The following is an 18,368-nucleotide window of genomic DNA, read 5'->3' on the forward strand; positions in this document are numbered from 1 at the left end:
GGTGCCAATCTGTCACCACAGGCCGGCGGTATTAGCTCAATGCGGCTTAACTCAACAGCCCGGTGCTGACCGCCACGATCAGGAAGATCCCCAACAGCGCGCGGTAGATCACGAACGGCCAGGTGGAAAACCGTTCCAGGAACTTCATCAGGCCCCAGATCGCGAAGAACGCCGAGATGCTGGCGACCACCAGGCCAAAGATCAAGTGCGACCAGGCGTGGGCGGGCAGGTCGGCGTGCAGCAGCACCCACAATTCTTTCAAGCCGGCGAGGGCGATGGCGGGCAGGCCCAGCAGGAAGGAAAAGCGCGCGGCTTCTTCCCGCTTGAAGTTGAGGAACAGCGCGGCGGTCAGGGTGGAACCGGAACGCGACACGCCGGGAATCAGCGCGCCAATCTGTGCAATGCCGACGATCAGTGCGTCGCGCAGGCGCATCTGGCTCATCTCGCGGGTGTGGCGTGCACGCAGCTCGGCGACTGCGAGTAGCACCGCCATCACCACGCAGGCAATCCCGATCACCATCAGGCCGCGCAACGGCGAGTTGCAGGTATTCAAGGTCGAAGACAGCGCCAGGCCGGCAATCCCAATCGGGATGGTTGCCAACACAATCGCCACGGCCAGCTTGAACCAGCGGTCGTTGTAGTCGCCCCGGCGCACTGCGCCAATGCTACCGGTGGTGACCTGGCGCACATCGCGCCAAAAATAGCTGACCACCGCCGCCAGCGCCGCCAACTGCATGGCTGCCGAAAACGCCGAGCCCGGGTCTTGCCAGCCGAGCAGGGCGGGTACCACGCGCATGTGCGCGGTGGACGACACCGGCAACAGCTCGGTTATGCCCTGGATCACGCCCAGGATGAAGATCTGCAGGTAGTCCAGGGAGGCAAAGCCCACATCCAGGCCGGCGGAACAGACATTGGTCAAAGTACATGTCCTTGCAAAAGGGGCTTGAGAAAACAGCGGGTTGGACAAAGTTTATTCTAAATGTTTCAAGAATTTGGTCCGCCCCAGACAAATCCGCAATCGGTTCAGCAAATAGAAAGGTTATGCAATGTATTGGCCTGCGCTACTCTTTTGTGAACAATGGCGGCCTGCATTTTTGACCGAGAGCCCCATGCCTGAAACCACCGTCGAATTGATCCAGACCGGCCCCGATGCGTCTGAGCTGATCCGTAATCTTTACCAGTACTACGCCTACGAATCCTCGGATTGGGAGCAGGAAGATGTCGAGGCGGACGGCCGTTTCTACATCCACGACGAGCACCTGACCCGCTACTGGCAAGACCCGCAATGGAGCGCCAACCTGCTGCTGGTGGATGGTTATATCGCCGGCTTCCTGCTGATTGAAGGCAGCGAGTTACCGGGTATCAATGCGCTGGAACTGGCCGACCTGTTCATTCTCAAACGCTACCGCCGCAAAGGCATCGGCCGTGCCATCGCCACTCAGGTATTGAGCAGTGGCGAGGCCAATTGGCTGGTGCGCTTTTACGATCAGGACGAAGTGTCCCAGGTATTCTGGCGCGCAGTATTGGACGACCTGCCGCGCCCGGCGCAGATGATTGAACTGGAGGATGATCCGCAATTGGTGAGTTACCTGATTACGCGTGCGGCGCTGCATTAAACGCGATGTTGAACTTAACCGGGCGAGGCGGCTCCTAGGCTCATCGGCCGCTTCGGCCCTGAATTTCACAAGGATGCGAAATGAGCACGTTCTCTTCGTTCAAGTTTGTCGTGTGCGCGGGGCTGATGCTGACGCTCGGCGGTTGCCTGACGATGTCAGGTCGTTACAAGGTGACGGGCGTGGACGCCAATGGCGTGCCTGGCAGGGTGGTGATCCTGACCAAAGGCAGCGGAATCTATTCCGCGCGCAATTCGTACTGCATGGCCAACCCCAAAGGCACGGTGACCATCCGTGACATGGACACGGATGAAGAACTCACGAGCGAAAGCCCTTATCACTGTCGCTAGGTCTTAACCAGAGGGCCTACGGGCGCGCGTTGGTTTCATCTCCTAAAGAGGCTTCGGCCTCTTTTTTGTTGCCTTGAAAAACCATTAGTGACGGCGGTATTAGTTTTTTAGTGTTTTTATATGCATAAAAAAACATTTACAAGCTTCGTTCATGCTGTGAATATGTCCCGGCGAATTTAAAAAAACAAAAACATCCGCGGCACTGACCCCATTCAGGCCATAACAACAACGACCTCATACAGGCTTGAAGCCGGCTCCTGCCCCAGGCCGGTTTTCTCAGCGAAGGAGAACATCTCCCGTGAATCGCTTACTCAATGGCACGCTGTGCGCCACCCTCGCACTGGGCGCCGGCCTCGCGCAGGCCCAAACCACCTTACGCGTTGGCTTGAATGCCGACATCCGCAGCACCGAGCCGGGCGTCAACCGTGACGAAAATACCGACACCGTGATGCTGCACATCGTCGAAGGCCTGGTGGCCCACCGCGAGGATGCTTCCGTCGGCCCGTTGCTGGCCCGCGAGGTGCAGCGCTCCGATGACGGTATGACCTACACCTTCACATTGCGCGAAGGCGTGCACTTCCAGAACGGCGCGACCTTGACCGCAGGCGATGTGAAATGGACCTGGGATCGCTACCTCAACCCCAAGACCCAATGGCGCTGCCTGGCCGAATTCGATGGGCGTGGCGGGGCGAAAATCACCGCCATCGACACGCCGGACCCGCTCACTGTGGTGTTCCACCTGGACCAGCCCAGCGGGCTGTTCCTCGCCTCGATGGCGCGCCCCGATTGCGGGGGCAGCGGCATCCTGCACCCCGATTCGCTGGCCGCCGATGGTAGCTGGAAAGCCCCTGTCGGCACTGGCCCGTTCAGCCTTACCGAATGGAAGCCTGGGCAATACGTGGCACTGTCGCGCTTCAACGATTACAGCCCACGTGATGAAGCCGGGCCGGATGGCTTCACCGGTAAGAAGCAGGCGCTGGTCGACGGGGTGCGCTTTATGGTGATTCCCGACCCGTCGTCGGCCAAGGCGGCGTTGATGTCCAACAATATCGACCTGCTGCCCAACGTCAGCGCCAGCGATGCCCAGGAGCTGAAAGCCACGCCGGGCGTGCAGATTTCGTTCAGCCCGATCATGGCCATCTGTGGGTTGCTGTTTCAGACCAACGACCCGTTGCTCAAGGACGTGCGTATTCGCCAGGCCATTGCCCACTCCCTGGATTACGGGCAGATGGTCAACGCGCTGACCAATGGCACCTCCGAGCCGAATAATTCGGCCATCGCGCAAACCAGCCCCTTCTACAGCGCCACCGCCAAGCACGGCTATAGCTATGACCCGCAGCAAGCCCAGCGCCTGTTGAAAGAGGCCGGTTACCACGGCCAGCCGATCAAGATGATCGTCAACAAACGCTACTCGCAGATGTTCGACATGGGCCTGCTCAGCCAGGCGATGGCGGTGACTAGCGGCTTGAATATCCAGATGGAAACCCTGGAGTGGGGCACGCAGCTGGAGCGCTACCAGAGCGGCAATTACCAGATGATGGCGTTCTCTTATTCCTCGCGCCTGGACCCGGCCACCAGCTTTGATTCGCTGATGGGCGACAAGAGCAAGGAGCCGCGCAAGGTCTGGGACAACCCCCAGGCCCAGGCGGTATTGCGTGACGCGGTGCGCGAGAGCGACACGGCCAAGCGTCAGGCGCTGTTCGACCAACTGCACACGATGATGATCCACGACACCCCCATGGTGATCATCTACAACGGCACGGTCGCCGCAGCGCTGCGTGACAGCGTGCAGGGCTTCCATTCTTGGCCGGTGTCGTCGCCACGGTTGTGGGGCGTCAGCCTCGCAGCGCACTAACGAGGCCTGAGCATGTTGCGTTTTATTCTGCAAAAACTCGGCATGGCGATTCCCACGCTGCTGCTGATTTCGGTGATGGTGTTTGCGCTGATTCGCTTGATCCCGGGCGACCCGGCGCTGCTGATGCTCGGCGATATGGCCGACCCGCAAAGCCTCGCCGATATGCGCCATACCCTGGGCCTGGATCACTCGCTGGTCACCCAGTTCCTGATCTGGTTCAAGGCGGTGTTGAGCTTCGACCTGGGGTTTTCGATCAGCACCAAGCAGGCGGTTTTGCCGCTGATTCTCGACCGTTTCAGCGTTAGTGCGACCATCGTGTTGGTGGCGGTGTTGTTCGCCACGCTGATCGCGGTGCCGATTGGCTTGATCGCCGCGTGGAAACAAAACAGCGCGCTCGACCTCGGCCTGGTGTCCGTCGCCACGTTGCTGCTGTCGATTCCCAGTTTCTGGCTCGGCCTGTTGTTGCTGCATGCGTTCGGCATCCAGCTGGGCTGGTTGCCGGTGGTGGGCTACGTGAGTTTTGCCCAGGCGCCATGGCAAGCGATCAGCTACATGGTGCTGCCGGTGGTGACCCTGACGTTGGTCGAAGTCGGCGCGATTACCCGCATGGCGCGGGCCAGCACCATCGAAGTGCTGCGCCTGGAATACATCGCCCACGCCCGGGCCAAAGGTTTGTCGGAGCGTGCGGTGTTGTGGAAACACGCCTTGCCAAACGCCTTCGCCCCGACCTGGACATTGGTGGGGTTGATCCTCGGTAACCTGCTGGGCGGCATCGCCGTGCTGGAAACCGTGTTCACCTTGCCCGGTATCGGCCGCTTGATGGTGGATGCGATTTTCGCCCGTGATTACCCGGTGCTGCAGGGCTGCCTGCTGCTGATCACCTTTGTCTACGTGCTGGTCAACCTGTGCGTGGATCTGCTCTATCCGCTGTTCGATCCAAGGGTGAAGTTATGAGTTCAACTATTGCCGTGCCCGTAGCTGCCAAGCGCCGGCGCGTGTGGGCGCCGGCCAACGCCTTGATCGGTGGCGGGCTGCTGGTGGCGTTGATTGCCCTGGCGTTGATGGGGTTGGTGTGGTCGCCGTTCGACCCGCTGAAGATCGACCTGATGTCGCGCTTCCAGGCGCCCTCAGCCAGCCACTGGCTGGGCACCGACGAATTCGGCCGCGATGTGTTCAGCCGTCTGTTGATCGGTGCGCGCACCAGCCTGTGGGTGAGTTTGCTCACGGTGAGCGTCGCCGTGCTGGCGGGCACCTTGATCGGCATGCTCGCCGGTTACCTGCGCGGTTGGACCGACCGCGTGCTGATGATGTTCAACGATGCGCTGCTGGCGTTTCCCGGCATCCTCATGGCGCTGGGCATCATGGCAATCATCGGCGCCAGCAAGTACGGCATCGTCTTGGCCTTGGGCATCGCCTACACGCCGTCGGTGGTGCGCGTGGTGCGCGGCACCGTGTTGTCCCTGCGTGAGCTTGAGTACATCGAGGCCTCGCGGGTGATCGGCAACTCGGAGCTGTACACCATGCTGCGGCACATCGCCCCCAATTGCCTGGCGCCGTTGTGCGTGCTGGCCACCAGCATGTTCGGCTGGGCGCTGCTCTCGGAGAGCGCGCTGAGCTTCCTTGGTCTCGGCGTGCCGCCGCCGGCCGCCACCTGGGGCAACATGCTTGCCAGCAGCCGGCCGTACATTGCCTCGGCACCTTGGCTGGGGGTGTTTCCCGGGCTGTTTATCTGCCTGACGTTGTTGGCGATTAACCTGTTTGGCGACGCCCTGCGTGATCGTCTTGACCCCCGGATGAGGAAGTGAACATGCCTGCCACTCCTGTGTTGTTGAATGTGCAAAATCTCAAGATTCGCGTGGGCGAACACGGCCCGTTGGCGGTGGATGACCTGAGTTTCAGCATCGCGCCGGGTGAGATTGTGGCGCTGGTGGGTGAGTCCGGCAGCGGCAAGACCATGGCCGCCCGCGCCGCCATTGGTTTGCTGCCGTTGCCCATGCAAGTGTGTGGCGGGCGCCTGGACTTCCAGGGGCGCGACCTGGCCAGTGTCGGCACCGAGGAACTGCGCGCGATTCGCGGTGCGAGTATCGGCATGGTATTCCAGGAGCCGATGGTGTCACTCAACCCGGCTTTGAAAATCGGCCAACAGATGAGCGAAGCGCTCAGGCTGCACACCGATCTGGACGCTGCGCAGATCCGCGAACGTTGCCTGACCATGCTGCGCCGCATCGGCATCCAAGCGGCGGAGCGTTGCCTGGAGTCCTATCCGCACCAGTTCTCTGGCGGTATGCGCCAGCGCATCATGCTGGCTTCGGTGATGCTGCTGCGTCCGGCGCTGTTGATCGCCGACGAACCCACCACCGCGCTGGACTGCTTGGCGCAACTGGACGTGATCGAGCTGATGCTGGAGCTGACCCGCGAGCAGGGCACGGCGATCCTGTTTATCAGCCATGACCTGTCGCTGGTCGCCCGTTACGCGCACAAAGTGGTGGTGATGCGCCACGGCCAGGCGGTGGAGCAGGGCAGCATCGAAGACGTCCTGCTGGCGCCCAAGGCCGAGTACACCCGCCAACTGCTCGAAGCCTTGCCAAGGCGTGGCGTGTTAGCGGCGTTGCCGGCCAGCAACGGGCCGTTGGTGGAGGTTGACCACGTGTGCATCGAACACCCGGGGCCGGCTTCATTTTGGGGTAAGCGCCAGTTCAACCGTGTGGTGCATTCGGCCAGCTTGGTGATTGCCCCTGGTGAAACCCTGGCGCTGGTCGGTGGCAGCGGTTCGGGCAAGACCACGCTGGGCCGCTCGCTGGTAGGGCTGATCAAACCCTGCGCCGGCGCGATCCGCTTCAAGGGCGTGGACATCCTCAAGGCCGCCAACCGTACCCACCGGCTGCAATGCCAGATGATCTTCCAAGACCCGTATTCATCCCTGAACCCACGGATGAAAATCGGCGAAATCCTTGCCGAGCCGTTGCGTCACGAACCCGACCTGAATGCCGCCGAGCGCCGTGAGCGGGTCACCCAAACCTTGCAGGATATTGGCCTGGGTGAGCAGTTTGTTGAACGCTTTCCCCATCAGTTATCCGGCGGGCAGCGCCAGCGCGTGGCAATCGGCCGAGCCTTGGTGCGCCACCCGCAATTGGTGATTGCCGATGAACCGATTTCGGCGCTGGACATGACCATCCAGAAACAGATCCTCGAGCTGTTCGAGCGTTTGCAAGCGCAGTACGGCTTTGCCTGCCTGTTCATCTCCCATGACTTGGCGGCGGTGGAGCGCATCGCCCATCGGGTGGCAGTGATGCACCAGGGCCAGGTGGTGGAAGTGGGCGCGCGTGAGCAGATTTTCGATCACCCGCAGCACCCGTACACCCGCCAATTGCTTGCCGCCGCCAGCCCATTGGAGCAACTGCCGGACGGCGGCTACCGAATACGACCGGCTATTTAACCCCCTGATTTCAACCGGCGCGCAGGCCTTTCGAACCTGTGCGATGGGAAATGTCGTGCCCAAAAAAACAATAAGACCTACTCACCGATAACGACTGCCAGGAGCCAAGAACATGCATAACAATAACCTCAACCTGATCTTGAAGGGCGTCGGCCTTATGAGCGGGGGCCTGCTGTGCGCCCCGGTCCAGGCTGAATTCATCAAGGACAGCAAGGCAGACCTGGACCTGAAGAACTACTACTTCAACCGCGACTACCGCGAAGATGCGGGGCAATCCAAGCGTGAGGAATGGGCTCAGGGTTTTATCCTCAACCTCAAGTCGGGCTTTACCGAAGGCACTGTCGGGTTTGGTGTGGATGTGGTCGGGATGCTCGGCTTGAAACTCGACTCCAGCCCGGATCGCTCGGGCTCCGGTTTGTTGTCGCGGGATACCGACGCCACGCCGGGCAAACCGAGTTATTCCAAGCGCGCGCATGACGAGTACTCCAAGTACGGCGTGACCGGCAAAGTGCGCATTGCCCAGAGCGAATTACGCAGCGGCTACCTGCTGCCGGATTTGCCGACTTTGCAGCCCAACACCAGCCGGCTGTTCCCGCAGACCTTCCGCGGCACGCAAGCGACCTCCGCAGACATCGCGGGGCTGGCGTTGATTGGCGGCCAGATCGACCAGACCAAGCAGCGTGAGTCCACCGAATACGAAGACATGAGGCTGACCAGCCAGAGCGGGGCCTACAAGAGCACCGCCAAGAGTGATCGTTTTCGCTTTGCCGGCGGCGATTACAAGCTCACGCCGGGTATGACCCTCAGTTATCACTTTGCGCAGTTGGAGGATATCTACCAGCAGCACTTTGTCGGGGTGAAGAACAGCTTTGCGCTGGGTGGCGGCACGCTCAAGACGGATATCCGTTATTTCGATGCGGACAAGTCGGGTTCGGGGTTGGCGGGCAAGGTGGATAACCGTGCGCTGAGTACGCGGGCGATCTTCAGCTACAAGGGGCACAGCATTGGCGGGGGTTATCAGGCGCAGTATGGGGCGACGCCGTTTACCTATGTGGACGGGACCAATACGTATCTGTTTTCCGAGTACCAGTTGAGTAATTTTTCACAGACCAATGAGCGGGTCTGGCATGCGCGGTATGACTTTGACTTTACAGCGTTGGGGGTGCCGGGGCTGACGTTTTCTACGCGTTGGGCCAAAGGGGATCAGGCGCAGGTGAAGGGGTTTGTGGGGGAGGGGCGTGAGTGGGAGCGGGATATTGATTTGGGGTATGTGTTTCAGTCCGGGGCGCTGAAAGGGGTTTCGTTGCGGTGGCGCAATGGGTTCAGCAAGGCCAATTATCTGCGTGACATGAATGAAAACCGCGTGATCGTCGGTTATACCGTGGCGCTTTGGTGATGACCGTGTTCCGGGAGGAGTGTGCCGGGGTTAAATGTGGGAGCTGGCTTGCTCGCGAAAGCTATGTGTCAGGCGCTAGAGGTCTTGGGTCGGAGTACATATCCGTTGCTTCGGTTATGGCCGCTATGGGTTCCGCTCTTACAGCGGGTCACTGTTGGAAAGCCCGGAAGCCGGCCCAGCCAAAAGTAATCCAAAGGTCTTCGCCCTACCACTCGGCACCTCGCCTAGGCTCGGTGTGCCTCAGATCAACATCAAAAGCAGAGCACGGCGGCCTAGTAGCCGCCCTGAGTGGTGTAGATCAAAAACGCTTTGCTTTGCTGTGTTTTTGCTGTGGCTCTTACATCCTTTGCGCTGACGAAGTCAGCGATCTTTTGATCTGCGGTTTTGATCTTGATCTTGCCTGTGATCTTGATTTTAGGCGCCCCGTTAAACCACGCTGGCCTGCGTGCGGGCACACCGAGCCTAGGCGAGGTGCCGAGTGGTGGGGCAAGAGCCCTTTTGGTTACTTTTGGGGCTCCTTTCCAAAAGTGACCCGCCGTAAGGGCGGAACCCATAGCGGGCATAACCGCAGCAACGGATATGCCCCCAATCAAAATGCCAAAAACGCATCACCCCTTATTCCGCGCCACCCGCAACTTACTCGCCACATCCAAGTGCCGATGCAACAACGTCGAGGCCCACTCATTGTCGCCTTGCTCCAAGGCATCCAGAATCGCCAGGTGCTCCTGGCACGAAACCCTGACCCGCTCCACATTGCTCACCGTGTGGAACTCGGTCAACCGACGCAACCGGTTCTGCTGCTGGATTGCCTGCAAGATATACCCATTGCCGGACGCCGCCGCCAGCAGTTCATGGAACTCCGCGTTGCACTCGATAAAACGCTGCCCATCAACCTTGCCCTCCAGCAGTTCCATTTGCCGCTCACGGCAGCGGCGGAATTGCTCAGGGTTGATCTTGAACGTCGGCTCCAACAACCCAGCCGGTTCCAGCAGCATGCGAAAGCGGTAGCTCTCAAAGCGCGTCTGCGGGCTGTTCAGCGTCGGCAAAAATTGCCAGCCATGCCCGTGCTTGCGCTGCATCACACCCTCGTCGGACAGGCGCAGCAAGCACCGGCGCAGCACGCTTTTGCCGACGCCGTAGCGGCGCAGCAAATCGCTCTCGGAAATCTGATCGGGCAGCACCTGGTTCAAGCGGTCGTCGATCAGCCGCGTGTAGAGCTGGTCCTCTTCGTTGTGCAACTCACTGACCTGTTGCACCAGGCCATCGCCGGCGTCCAGGGGCACACGAAAGCCCTGTTGCGCCAACGGCTCGATGGCTTTCTGTTCGGCCAGGTACGACAGCGCACTGCGGATCGGCGAGCGCGACACACCCAGGCGCTGGGCCAGTTCCACTTCTTTGAGGTGCATACCGGGTTGCAGGTCGCCATTTGCGATGGCGGCAAGGATCTGGCCGGCGACTTTGGTCTGCAGCGAGGTGAGTTGGGACATGGCGCGAAGTTGTTCCTGTGACAGGGGGAGGCAAGGATACCCGGAAAAACTGAATTATAGGCGGCGCAAATACATCAGGGCCGCAGCGAACAAATCTTTATCTGCATTATTTGAAATATAAAAACATCAACGAGGACCCATCATGACCTACATTCCGCTGCCCAGGGCCTTGCCCCATGAACGCGGTGTCGACCCTGCCGGCATTGTCGACTTCCTCCAGGCTGTGACCGAGGCGGGCCTTGAGCTGCACAGTTTCATGCTGTACCGCCAAGGCGCAGTGGTGGCCGAGGCCTTCTGGCAGCCTTATTCGGCGCACCGCATGCATGTGCAGCATTCGGCAACCAAGAGCTGGGCCGCCACCGCGATCGGCCTGTTGGTGGACGACGAGCGCCTGCGGCTTGACGCCAAGGTCGCAAGTTTTTTCCCCGATCTGTGCCCGCAACCCATCAGCGCCAACCTCGCGGCCATGACCGTGGAAGATTTGCTGACCATGCGCACCGGCCATACCCGCGGTATTTCCGGTGGCGACTGGCGCAACCTGCAAAGCAGTTGGGTCGAAGCCTTTCTCAATGAACCGGTGGACGAGCCGCCGGGCCATTCGTTCATCTACAGCAGTGCCTCCAGTTTCATGCTCTCGGCGATTGTCACCCAAGTGACCGGGCAGACGATGCATGCCTTGTTGCAGGCGCGTGTCCTCGATTATCTGGGGCTTGATAGGCTCGAATGGGACCTGGCGCCGGGTGGTTTCAACTCGGGCGGCAACGGTCTGAGCTGCACCAGTGAGGACGCGTTGAAGTTCGGTGTACTGCACCTCAACCACGGCCAGTGGCAGGGCCGCCAATTGTTGTCGCCGCAGTGGGTGGCGCAGGCCACGCGAAACCAGGTGCAAGACGTGTGGATGGGTGAATTCGACGGCAAGCAGTACCTGCCGCGCGACAAGAATAAGGCCAACGATGCCCAGCGCGAAGGCTACGGCTACCAGTGGTGGATGACCGAGCACGGCGGCTATTACGCCTCCGGGGTGTTCGGCCAGCAATGCATCGTGCTGCCGCAGCAGGACACGGTGATGGTCTTCACCTGCGGCCTGCGACTGGGCGAGAAACGTTTGCACAAAGCGCTGTGGCAGCACCTGTTCCCGGCGTTGGGGCGCACTGCTGTGGATGCTCAAGCCAGCCAAGCGCAACTGGGCGCGTTGATCGACGGCCTGCGCCTGCCCGCGCTGCAAGGCTTGCAAACCTCGCCCGCCAGCGCCGCACTGCAAGGCCGTTTCGCCATCGAGCCGAATGAAGACGGTGTGCGCGAGTTGGCCTTTGAACTCAAGGGCGACCACTGCGATGTCACCCTGGTCGACCATCGTGGCATCCACCACGTACGCGCCGGTTTTCAGCAGCCGATTGAAACCACCACCAGCATCACCGGCAATTACCTGCACCACCAATATCAACCGGAGCAAACGCCTGTCGTCGCCGAGGCGCGTTGGACGCCCGAGGGCGAGTTGCGCATGCATTGGCGTTTTGTCGAAACCGCCTTCGGTGACCACGTCAGCTGCCGCATGCAGCACGGCCGCCTGCACTTCGAGCGTGGCGTCAACACCAATGCCGGAGCCCTGCAACGCCCGACCCTGATCGGCACGCGAATCCAGTCTTAAGGAGTACAACCAATGACCTCGTCCCTGTGGGCACCCTTTACCGCGATGCGCCCCTTCAATCGCCAGCCGATGCTGTTTGATCGCGCGGCCGGCATGCACTACACCACCACTGAGGGGCGCGATGTGCTCGATGCCATGGCTGGGCTCTGGTGCGTCAATGCCGGCCACGGCCAGCCGCGTATCGTCGAGGCGATTCGTGAGGCGGCGGGGCGCCTGGACTTCGTGTCCTCCTTCAAGATGAGCCACCCGGCCGCGCTGACCCTGGCTGATCGTTTGGTGGCCATAGCCCCGAATGGCCTGGACAAAGTGTTCTTCACCAACTCCGGTTCCGAAGCGGTAGACACCGCGTTGAAGATCGCTCGCGCCTACCATCAGGCGCGCGGCGACTGCCGCCGCACCAAGCTGATCGGCCGCGCCAAGGGCTATCACGGCATGGGGTTTGGTGGGCTGTCGGTGTCGGGAATTGGCCGGCAGAAGCGTGACTTCGGCCCATTGCTCGGCGATGTGGCGCACTTGCCGTTGCCGTATGACGCGGGCTCGCGTTTCAGCCGTGGCCAACCGGAGCAGGGCGCGCACTATGCCGATGCGCTGTTGCAACTGCTGGAAATCCACGACCCGGCGACCGTGGCGGCGGTGATTGTCGAGCCGGTGACCGGTTCCGGTGGTGTCTACGCACCGCCCGTGGGTTACCTGCAAAAGCTGCGCGAGATCTGCGACCGCCATGGCGTGCTGTTGATTTTTGATGAGGTGATCACCGGCTTCGGCCGTGTCGGCCACGGTTTCGCTGCTCAAACCTTCGGCGTCACGCCGGACGTGATGACCCTGGCCAAGGGCCTCACTAACGGCGCGGTGCCCATGGGTGGCGTGTTGGTCAGTGGCGCGGTGTACGAGGCCTTTATGCAAGGCCCGGAACAGGCCATCGAGTTGATGCATGGCTACACCTATTCGGCTCACCCTTTAGCCTGCGCCGCCGGCTTGGCAACGTTGGAAGTACATGAAGAGCTTGGCATCAACGCGCATGTCCAGCGCATTGCTCCGCTGTGGCAAACCCGCGCACTGGCGTTGCGCGAACAATCTTTGGTGCTGGACGTGCGCGCGATTGGACTGCTCTGTGCCGTGGAACTCAAACCCCGCGACGGTGCGCCGGGTGCGCGGGCTGGGGAGGTGGCGCAGCGCTGTTTCGACGCGGGCGTGCTGGTGCGCGCATCCGGGGAAAACATCGTGCTGTCGCCGCCGTTGATTATCAGTGAAGAACAGACCGCGCTGATTTTCCGCACCTTGGGTGACGCACTTGAGGCGACGCGATGAACCCGCAGGATTTCTATATCGACGGCCAGTGGGTCAAGCCCTTGGGGGCCGAGACCTTGGCGGTGATCAACCCGTCCACCGAGTGCGCCATCGCCAGCATCAGCCTGGGCTCCCGCGCCGACCTGGACCTGGCGGTGGCGGCGGCCAAGCGCGCTTTCGACAGTTACAGTCAGTGGACTGCAGAGCAACGTTTGGCGTTGCTGGCGGCGATCATCGACGGTTATCGCCAACACAGCGAAGCCCTCGCGCAGTGCGTGCACGAAGAGATGGGCGCACCTTTGTCCCTGGCGCGCAGCGCACACGTCCCGGCAGGCCTTGGTCATCTGCAACGGGCTTATGAGTTGTTGAAAGACTATGAGTTTGATCGCGCCCACGGCAGCACCCTGATCAGCCGCGAACCGATTGGCGTGTGTGGCCTGATCACACCGTGGAACTGGCCGCTGAACCAGCTCACCTGCAAGCTCGCCCCGGCCTTGGCAGTGGGCTGCACGCTGGTGCTAAAACCCAGCGAGAAGGCGCCGCTGTCGGCCATGTTGCTGGCCGATATCCTGCATCGGGCCGGGGTGCCCAAGGGCGTGTTCAACTTGGTCAATGGCGATGGCCCGACCCTCGGTGACGGCATCGCCCGGCACGCTGATATCGACATGGTCTCCTTCACCGGCTCCACCGGCGCTGGCATTGCAGTGGCCAAGGCGGCGGCGGAGACGGTCAAGCGCGTCTCCCAGGAGTTGGGCGGCAAGTCGGCCAACCTGATCCTCGTGGACGCGGATCTCGATGCGGCGGTGCGCCACGGTGTCAGCAGCTGTTTTCGCAACAGCGGGCAGTCGTGCAACGCACCGACGCGCCTGCTGATCCCACGGGCAGTGCAGGCGCGTGCGGTACAGATTGCCCGGGAGGTGGCGGCGCAGGTGTGTTTTGACGACAGCAACCCGGCCACGGCCATGGGGCCGCTGGCCAATCAGGCGCAGTTCGAACGGGTGCAGGCATTGTTGGGGGCAGTGGATCAGCCACCGGTGTGCGGCGGCGTGGGCCGACCCGACGGCGTGACGACTGGTTTTTACACTCGGCCCACGGTGTTCGCCGATGTCGACCCGCAACTGCCGATCGCCCGTGAGGAAGTGTTTGGGCCGGTGCTGGTGATCATTCCTTACGACAGCGAGGAGCAGGCCATAGCGATTGCCAATGACAGCCCCTATGGGCTCTCCGGTTACGTGACCGCCGGCACCCTGGAACGCGCGCGGTCGGTGGCTCGGCGCTTGCGCACCGGCATGGTCCATCTCAATGGCAGCAAGGCCGACAATGGCGCGCCGTTTGGCGGGTACAAGCAGTCGGGCAACGGACGTGAGTGGGGCGTGTTTGGCTTGGAGGATTACCTGGAGGTGAAGTCGATGTTCGGCTACGCGCCTGACCCCGATGCCGTTTAGTCAAGCGAACGCAAGGCCCAAAGCAGCGAAGATCAAATGCGGGGCTTGCCCCGCGTTGGGCTGCGAGGCAGCCCCGAAACCTGTCGGCGCGGTTTGTCAGTGATACCGCGGCGGCTGGATTGGGAGCGCTTTGCGCTCCAACGCGGGGCAAGCCCGCTCGCCACAACAAGCGGGCTTGCCACGGCGGCATTGCGTCTAACTCGGATTGAACAACACCTGCTGCATCGCCTGCGGCGGCTGCCCGAACGCGCGCAGAAACGCCTGGCGCATGCGCTCGCGATCACCAAAGCCGGTTTCGCGGGCCACCACCTCGACCGGGTGACGGCTGGTTTCCATCATCGCCCGCGCAGCTTCCACGCGCAGCGACTCGATGGCCTTGGCTGGTGTCTGCCCGGTTTCTTCGCGAAATACCCGGCTGAATTGGCGCGGGCTCAGCCGGGCCACGTCGGCCAGGGCTTCCACCGACAGGTCGTGGGTGAGGTTCTCGCGGGCATAGGCCAGGGCCAGTTGTACGCGGTCGGACTTGGGGTCCAGCTCCAATAGCGCCGACAGTTGCGATTGCTCACTGCCACGGCGCTGGGCAATCACCAGTTTGCGCGCGATACGCCGGGCGAGGTCGCAGCCCAGGTCGGCCTCTACCATCGCCAACGCCAGGTCCACCCCGGCGCTCATACCAGCGCCGGTCCAGACCTGGCCGTCGACCACAAACAGTTTGTCTTCTTCCAACTGGATATCCGGGTAGCGCTTGCGAAATGCCGGCGCGTGAATCCAGTGGGTGGTGGTGCGCTTGCCTTCAAGCAAACCGGCCTCGGCCAAGACGAAAATGCCCATGCACAGCGAGGCCACGCGGCGCGACTGCGCGGAGGCGGCCTTGACCAATTCCAGCAGGTTGGCCTCGGGCAGGCGAAACTCCAGGTAGCCGCTGACAATCAAGGTGTCGTAGCCCTGCGGCCGGATCGGCGTGGTATTCACCGAAAAGCCCTGGGAGGTCATGACCGCGCCGCCACTCTCCGACACCAGGTGGAACTCATAGGCCGGCTCGCCGCGCAGCAGGTTCGCGCACTCGAACACCGAGCCCAGGCTGAGGCTCAGGGATTGGAAGTTCGGGTAAACCATCAGCGCAACGCTGTGCATCGTCATTCTCCAAGGGGCGCGGGAGAGGCGATTGTCGGCGGGTGCCAGGAAAACGGCAACCGACTTTGTGTCATGTCCGGAATCCTTGCGGATATGACATTGTTGAAGTTTTTCTCGACGCCTAACATCCCCTCAACGAACTAGACGACTGGTCTAATCGGACGGGATGAACGATGACTAATGCAACTAAAAGTGCAAGGCAGACGATTCTGGATTCGGCGCAATTGCTGGTGAGCCGCAAAGGGTTTTCTGCGGTGGGGTTGAACGAAATACTGCAAGCCGCCGATGTACCGAAAGGTTCGTTTTATCACTACTTCAACTCCAAAGATGCGTTCGGCGTTGTCCTGCTCGATACCTATTTCGACCACTACGTGAAAGGCATAGAGCAACTGTTCCAGCACACCGAGCTGTCCGCAGCCGCCAGGTTAATGCGCTATTGGCACACCTGGATCGACAATCAGACCGGCTGCACCGACGCGGGCAAATGCCTTGCCGTCAAACTCGGTGCTGAGGTGTCAGACCTTTCAGAGCCGATGCGTTTGGCCCTGCAGCGCGGCACCGCACGCACCATCGCCTTGCTTGCCGAGGCCTTGCAGAGCGGCATCGAAGACGGCTCGCTGACGGTCCGGCAACACCCCGAAAGCCTGGCCCAACGCCTGTATGCGTTGTGGTTGGGGACCAGCGTCATGAGCAAGATCACCCGAACATCTGCACCTTTTGACCAGGCGCTGCTGATGACCCGACAGCTGTTGGGTTGCCCTGAGCCTACTGACAACCACATCGATCGAGGCACTGGAAAATGAAAGTATTAATGGTACTGACCTCTCACGACCAGCTTGGCAATACCGGTCGTAAAACCGGCTTCTGGCTCGAAGAGTTTGCTGCTCCCTATTACACGTTTAAGGACGCCGGCGCCGAACTGGTACTGGCATCCCCGGCCGGCGGCCAACCTCCGCTGGACCCGGTCAGCGACCAGCCGGATGCACAGACCGAGCAAACCCGCCGCTTTGCTGCCGACCCGGCGGCCCAGCAGGCGCTGGCCAGCACCGTCAAGCTGGAATCGATCAACGCCGACGACTTCGACACGGTGTTCTACCCAGGTGGTCATGGGCCATTGTGGGACTTGGCCGAGTCAGACACCTCGATCGCACTGATCGAAGCCTTTGAGCGTGCCGGCAAGCCCATCGGCTTTGTGTGCCATGCGCCGGGCGCGCTGCGTCACGTCAAGGCGGTCAATGGTGAGCCGCTGGTCAAGGGTCGCCGTGTTACCGGCTTCTCCAACGCCGAAGAGGCCGCTGTGGGCTTGACCGATGTGGTGCCGTTCCTGATTGAAGATGATTTCAAGGCGCTCGGCGGCCACTATGAAAAGGGCGCTGATTGGCAATCCTTTGTGCTTGAAGATGGCTTGCTGGTCACCGGGCAGAACCCTGCCAGTTCCAGTGATGTGGCCAAGGCACTGCTGAAACTCACCGAATAAATTAATTAATCGCTGGATTGGTTGGCGGCTCTTAAGAGCCGCCAATGTTTTCGCTCGCCTCGAATTTGGACGTTTTTACATGACTAGTCGTTTGAATACCCCGGTAAAACTGGGTCATCACACCTTGAATAACCGTGTTGTTTTGCCGCCCCTGACCCGTCAACGCAGCGCGCAACCCGGCGATATCGCCACTGACCTGATGGCCGAGTATTACCGCCAGCGCGCCACGGCCGGTTTCATGGTCAGCGAAGGCACGCAGATCGAGCCGCGCGGCCAGGGTTACGCCTGGACGCCGGGTATCTACAGCCCGGCGCAGATCGATGGCTGGCGCACAGTCACCGAGGCGGTGCATGCCGAAGGTGGGGTGATCTTCGCCCAGCTCTGGCACGTTGGCCGCGTGTCCCATAACGCGCTGCAACCGGAGGGCGCCGCACCGGTTGCGCCGTCTGCCCTTGCGGCGCTGCAAGCGAAAGCTTTTATCGAAACCGGGCCAGGTGTGGGCGAGTTGATGCAGCCGCCCGTACCGCGTGCGTTGAGCACACTGGAAATTGAGGAGTTGGTAGGGCATTACGCCCAGGCCGCGCGCAATGCGTTGGATGCCGGCTTTGATGGCGTGGAAATACATGCCGCCAATGGTTATCTGGTCAACCAGTTCATCTCGGCCCACGCCAACCAGCGTGACGACGAGTACGGCGGTTCGCTGCATAACCGCCTGCGTTTTCTGCGCGAAATCGTCGAAGCCGTGACCGCCGTAGTCGGGCCGGAGCGCCTCGGTGTGCGCTTTTCACCGCTGTTCAGCGGCACCGACCAGGACCGCGTCTACATCGGCCTGGTGGAAGAGGACCCGCATCACACCTACATCGAAGCGATCAAGGTGCTCGAAGCGTCGGGGATTGCCTACGTATCCATCGCTGAAGCCGACTGGGACAACGCCCCCGACTTGCCAGAAACCTTCCGCCGGGCCGTGCGCAGCACGTTCAGTGGGCGGATCATCTACGCTGGTCGCTACACCGCTGAGCGTGGTGCGGCATTGGTAGAGGCCGGGCTGGCGGACTTGATTGCGTTCGGGCGCCCGTTCATTGCCAACCCGGACTTGCCGCAGCGGCTCTTTAACGGCTGGCCGCTGAACCCGCTGCGGGCGGAAGGCATGTACGGCGGCTCGGCGCTGGGCTATACCGATTACCCGGTGTATGCCGAGTAGGCGTTTTCTACCACTGCAAAGATCCTTTTGTGGGAGCCG

The 18,368-nt window shown here is 61.3% G+C and carries 15 protein-coding genes and 1 pseudogene; 13 read left to right on the top strand and 3 right to left on the bottom strand.

The window, feature by feature from the left end; translation table 11 throughout:
• Positions 1-46: 46 nt before the first annotated feature.
• Positions 47-919, bottom strand: a complete 873-nt coding sequence (locus ACI77I_RS21130; protein ID WP_094950201.1) for an undecaprenyl-diphosphate phosphatase — start codon at positions 917-919, stop codon at positions 47-49.
• A 122-nt stretch (positions 920-1,041) separates the two neighbouring features.
• Between ACI77I_RS21130 and ACI77I_RS21135 the strand changes: the two are divergent.
• The 7 genes and pseudogenes from ACI77I_RS21135 to ACI77I_RS21165 all read left to right on the top strand — a co-directional run bounded on the left by ACI77I_RS21135 (position 1,042) and on the right by ACI77I_RS21165 (position 8,650).
• Positions 1,042-1,616: pseudogene (locus tag ACI77I_RS21135) on the top strand (GNAT family N-acetyltransferase).
• Positions 1,617-1,696: 80 nt separating this feature from the next.
• Positions 1,697-1,963, top strand: coding sequence for a hypothetical protein (locus ACI77I_RS21140; RefSeq protein WP_094950203.1), 267 nt, complete (start codon positions 1,697-1,699; stop codon positions 1,961-1,963).
• Between the two features lie 322 nt (positions 1,964-2,285).
• On the top strand, positions 2,286-3,818 hold the full coding sequence (locus tag ACI77I_RS21145; protein WP_371917666.1) for an ABC transporter substrate-binding protein: 1,533 nt from the start codon (positions 2,286-2,288) through the stop codon (positions 3,816-3,818).
• A 12-nt stretch (positions 3,819-3,830) separates the two neighbouring features.
• Positions 3,831-4,772, top strand: a complete 942-nt coding sequence (locus ACI77I_RS21150) for an ABC transporter permease (RefSeq protein WP_094950205.1) — start codon at positions 3,831-3,833, stop codon at positions 4,770-4,772.
• A complete protein-coding gene (locus tag ACI77I_RS21155) occupies positions 4,769-5,623 on the top strand; it encodes an ABC transporter permease (RefSeq protein WP_094950206.1) in 855 nt (284 codons plus the stop codon). Before ACI77I_RS21150 ends, ACI77I_RS21155 begins: the two co-directional genes overlap by 4 nt.
• A 2-nt stretch (positions 5,624-5,625) precedes the next feature.
• Positions 5,626-7,254: an ABC transporter ATP-binding protein gene (locus ACI77I_RS21160; protein WP_094950207.1), complete on the top strand. Its 1,629-nt coding sequence runs from the start codon at positions 5,626-5,628 to the stop codon at positions 7,252-7,254.
• Positions 7,255-7,411: 157 nt separating this feature from the next.
• On the top strand, positions 7,412-8,650 hold the full coding sequence (locus ACI77I_RS21165; RefSeq protein ID WP_406980144.1) for an OprD family porin: 1,239 nt from the start codon (positions 7,412-7,414) through the stop codon (positions 8,648-8,650).
• 608 nt (positions 8,651-9,258) lie between these two features.
• Here ACI77I_RS21165 and ACI77I_RS21170 read toward each other — a convergent pair.
• Complete coding sequence (locus tag ACI77I_RS21170; RefSeq protein ID WP_094950209.1) at positions 9,259-10,137, bottom strand: GntR family transcriptional regulator; 879 nt, start codon at positions 10,135-10,137, stop codon at positions 9,259-9,261.
• A gap of 142 nt (positions 10,138-10,279) precedes the next feature.
• Between ACI77I_RS21170 and ACI77I_RS21175 the strand changes: the two genes are divergently transcribed.
• Genes ACI77I_RS21175 through ACI77I_RS21185 form a run of 3 tightly spaced genes read left to right on the top strand, consistent with a single transcriptional unit; the run spans position 10,280 to position 14,517 of the window.
• Complete coding sequence (locus ACI77I_RS21175) at positions 10,280-11,785, top strand: serine hydrolase domain-containing protein (RefSeq protein ID WP_406998314.1); 1,506 nt, start codon at positions 10,280-10,282, stop codon at positions 11,783-11,785.
• 12 nt (positions 11,786-11,797) lie between these two features.
• Positions 11,798-13,093, top strand: a complete 1,296-nt coding sequence (locus ACI77I_RS21180) for an aminotransferase class III-fold pyridoxal phosphate-dependent enzyme (protein ID WP_263274924.1) — start codon at positions 11,798-11,800, stop codon at positions 13,091-13,093.
• Positions 13,090-14,517, top strand: coding sequence for an aldehyde dehydrogenase family protein (locus tag ACI77I_RS21185; RefSeq protein ID WP_406998315.1), 1,428 nt, complete (start codon positions 13,090-13,092; stop codon positions 14,515-14,517). The genes ACI77I_RS21180 and ACI77I_RS21185 overlap by 4 nt, the downstream gene beginning before the upstream one ends.
• Positions 14,518-14,712: 195 nt before the next feature.
• Here the strand turns inward: ACI77I_RS21185 and ACI77I_RS21190 are convergent, their stop codons facing one another.
• The gene (locus ACI77I_RS21190; RefSeq protein WP_094950213.1) at positions 14,713-15,651 is read right to left on the bottom strand and encodes a GlxA family transcriptional regulator; all 939 of its coding nucleotides are present in this window, start codon (positions 15,649-15,651) and stop codon (positions 14,713-14,715) included.
• 173 nt (positions 15,652-15,824) lie between these two features.
• On the opposite strand from ACI77I_RS21190, the gene ACI77I_RS21195 reads away from it, so the two are divergent.
• From ACI77I_RS21195 to ACI77I_RS21205, 3 genes are all read left to right on the top strand, one after another.
• On the top strand, positions 15,825-16,454 hold the full coding sequence (locus ACI77I_RS21195) for a TetR/AcrR family transcriptional regulator (protein ID WP_094950214.1): 630 nt from the start codon (positions 15,825-15,827) through the stop codon (positions 16,452-16,454).
• Positions 16,451-17,128, top strand: a complete 678-nt coding sequence (locus ACI77I_RS21200; RefSeq protein ID WP_094950215.1) for a type 1 glutamine amidotransferase domain-containing protein — start codon at positions 16,451-16,453, stop codon at positions 17,126-17,128. Before ACI77I_RS21195 ends, ACI77I_RS21200 begins: the two co-directional genes overlap by 4 nt.
• 79 nt (positions 17,129-17,207) lie before the next feature.
• Positions 17,208-18,329 (top strand): alkene reductase, encoded by a 1,122-nt coding sequence (locus ACI77I_RS21205; protein WP_263274926.1) that lies wholly within the window; start codon positions 17,208-17,210, stop codon positions 18,327-18,329.
• Positions 18,330-18,368 lie beyond the last annotated feature (39 nt).

This window comes from Pseudomonas sp. D47 (genome assembly GCF_045447305.1).
In the GTDB taxonomy this organism is placed as follows: Bacteria; Pseudomonadota; Gammaproteobacteria; order Pseudomonadales; family Pseudomonadaceae; genus Aquipseudomonas.

Bases quoted from the DNA above. Each gene is read 5' to 3' on its own strand.
- ACI77I_RS21140 (WP_094950203.1), top strand. From the start codon at position 1,697: ATGAGCACGTTCTCTTCGTTCAAGTTTGTCGTGTGCGCGGGGCTGATG.
- ACI77I_RS21150 (WP_094950205.1), top strand. From the start codon at position 3,831: ATGTTGCGTTTTATTCTGCAAAAACTCGGCATGGCGATTCCCACGCTG.
- ACI77I_RS21155 (WP_094950206.1), top strand. From the start codon at position 4,769: ATGAGTTCAACTATTGCCGTGCCCGTAGCTGCCAAGCGCCGGCGCGTG.
- ACI77I_RS21160 (WP_094950207.1), top strand. From the start codon at position 5,626: ATGCCTGCCACTCCTGTGTTGTTGAATGTGCAAAATCTCAAGATTCGC.
- ACI77I_RS21165 (WP_406980144.1), top strand. From the start codon at position 7,412: ATGAGCGGGGGCCTGCTGTGCGCCCCGGTCCAGGCTGAATTCATCAAG.
- ACI77I_RS21170 (WP_094950209.1), bottom strand. From the start codon at position 10,137: ATGTCCCAACTCACCTCGCTGCAGACCAAAGTCGCCGGCCAGATCCTT.
- ACI77I_RS21175 (WP_406998314.1), top strand. From the start codon at position 10,280: ATGACCTACATTCCGCTGCCCAGGGCCTTGCCCCATGAACGCGGTGTC.
- ACI77I_RS21180 (WP_263274924.1), top strand. From the start codon at position 11,798: ATGACCTCGTCCCTGTGGGCACCCTTTACCGCGATGCGCCCCTTCAAT.
- ACI77I_RS21185 (WP_406998315.1), top strand. From the start codon at position 13,090: ATGAACCCGCAGGATTTCTATATCGACGGCCAGTGGGTCAAGCCCTTG.
- ACI77I_RS21190 (WP_094950213.1), bottom strand. From the start codon at position 15,651: ATGCACAGCGTTGCGCTGATGGTTTACCCGAACTTCCAATCCCTGAGC.
- ACI77I_RS21195 (WP_094950214.1), top strand. From the start codon at position 15,825: ATGACTAATGCAACTAAAAGTGCAAGGCAGACGATTCTGGATTCGGCG.
- ACI77I_RS21200 (WP_094950215.1), top strand. From the start codon at position 16,451: ATGAAAGTATTAATGGTACTGACCTCTCACGACCAGCTTGGCAATACC.
- ACI77I_RS21205 (WP_263274926.1), top strand. From the start codon at position 17,208: ATGACTAGTCGTTTGAATACCCCGGTAAAACTGGGTCATCACACCTTG.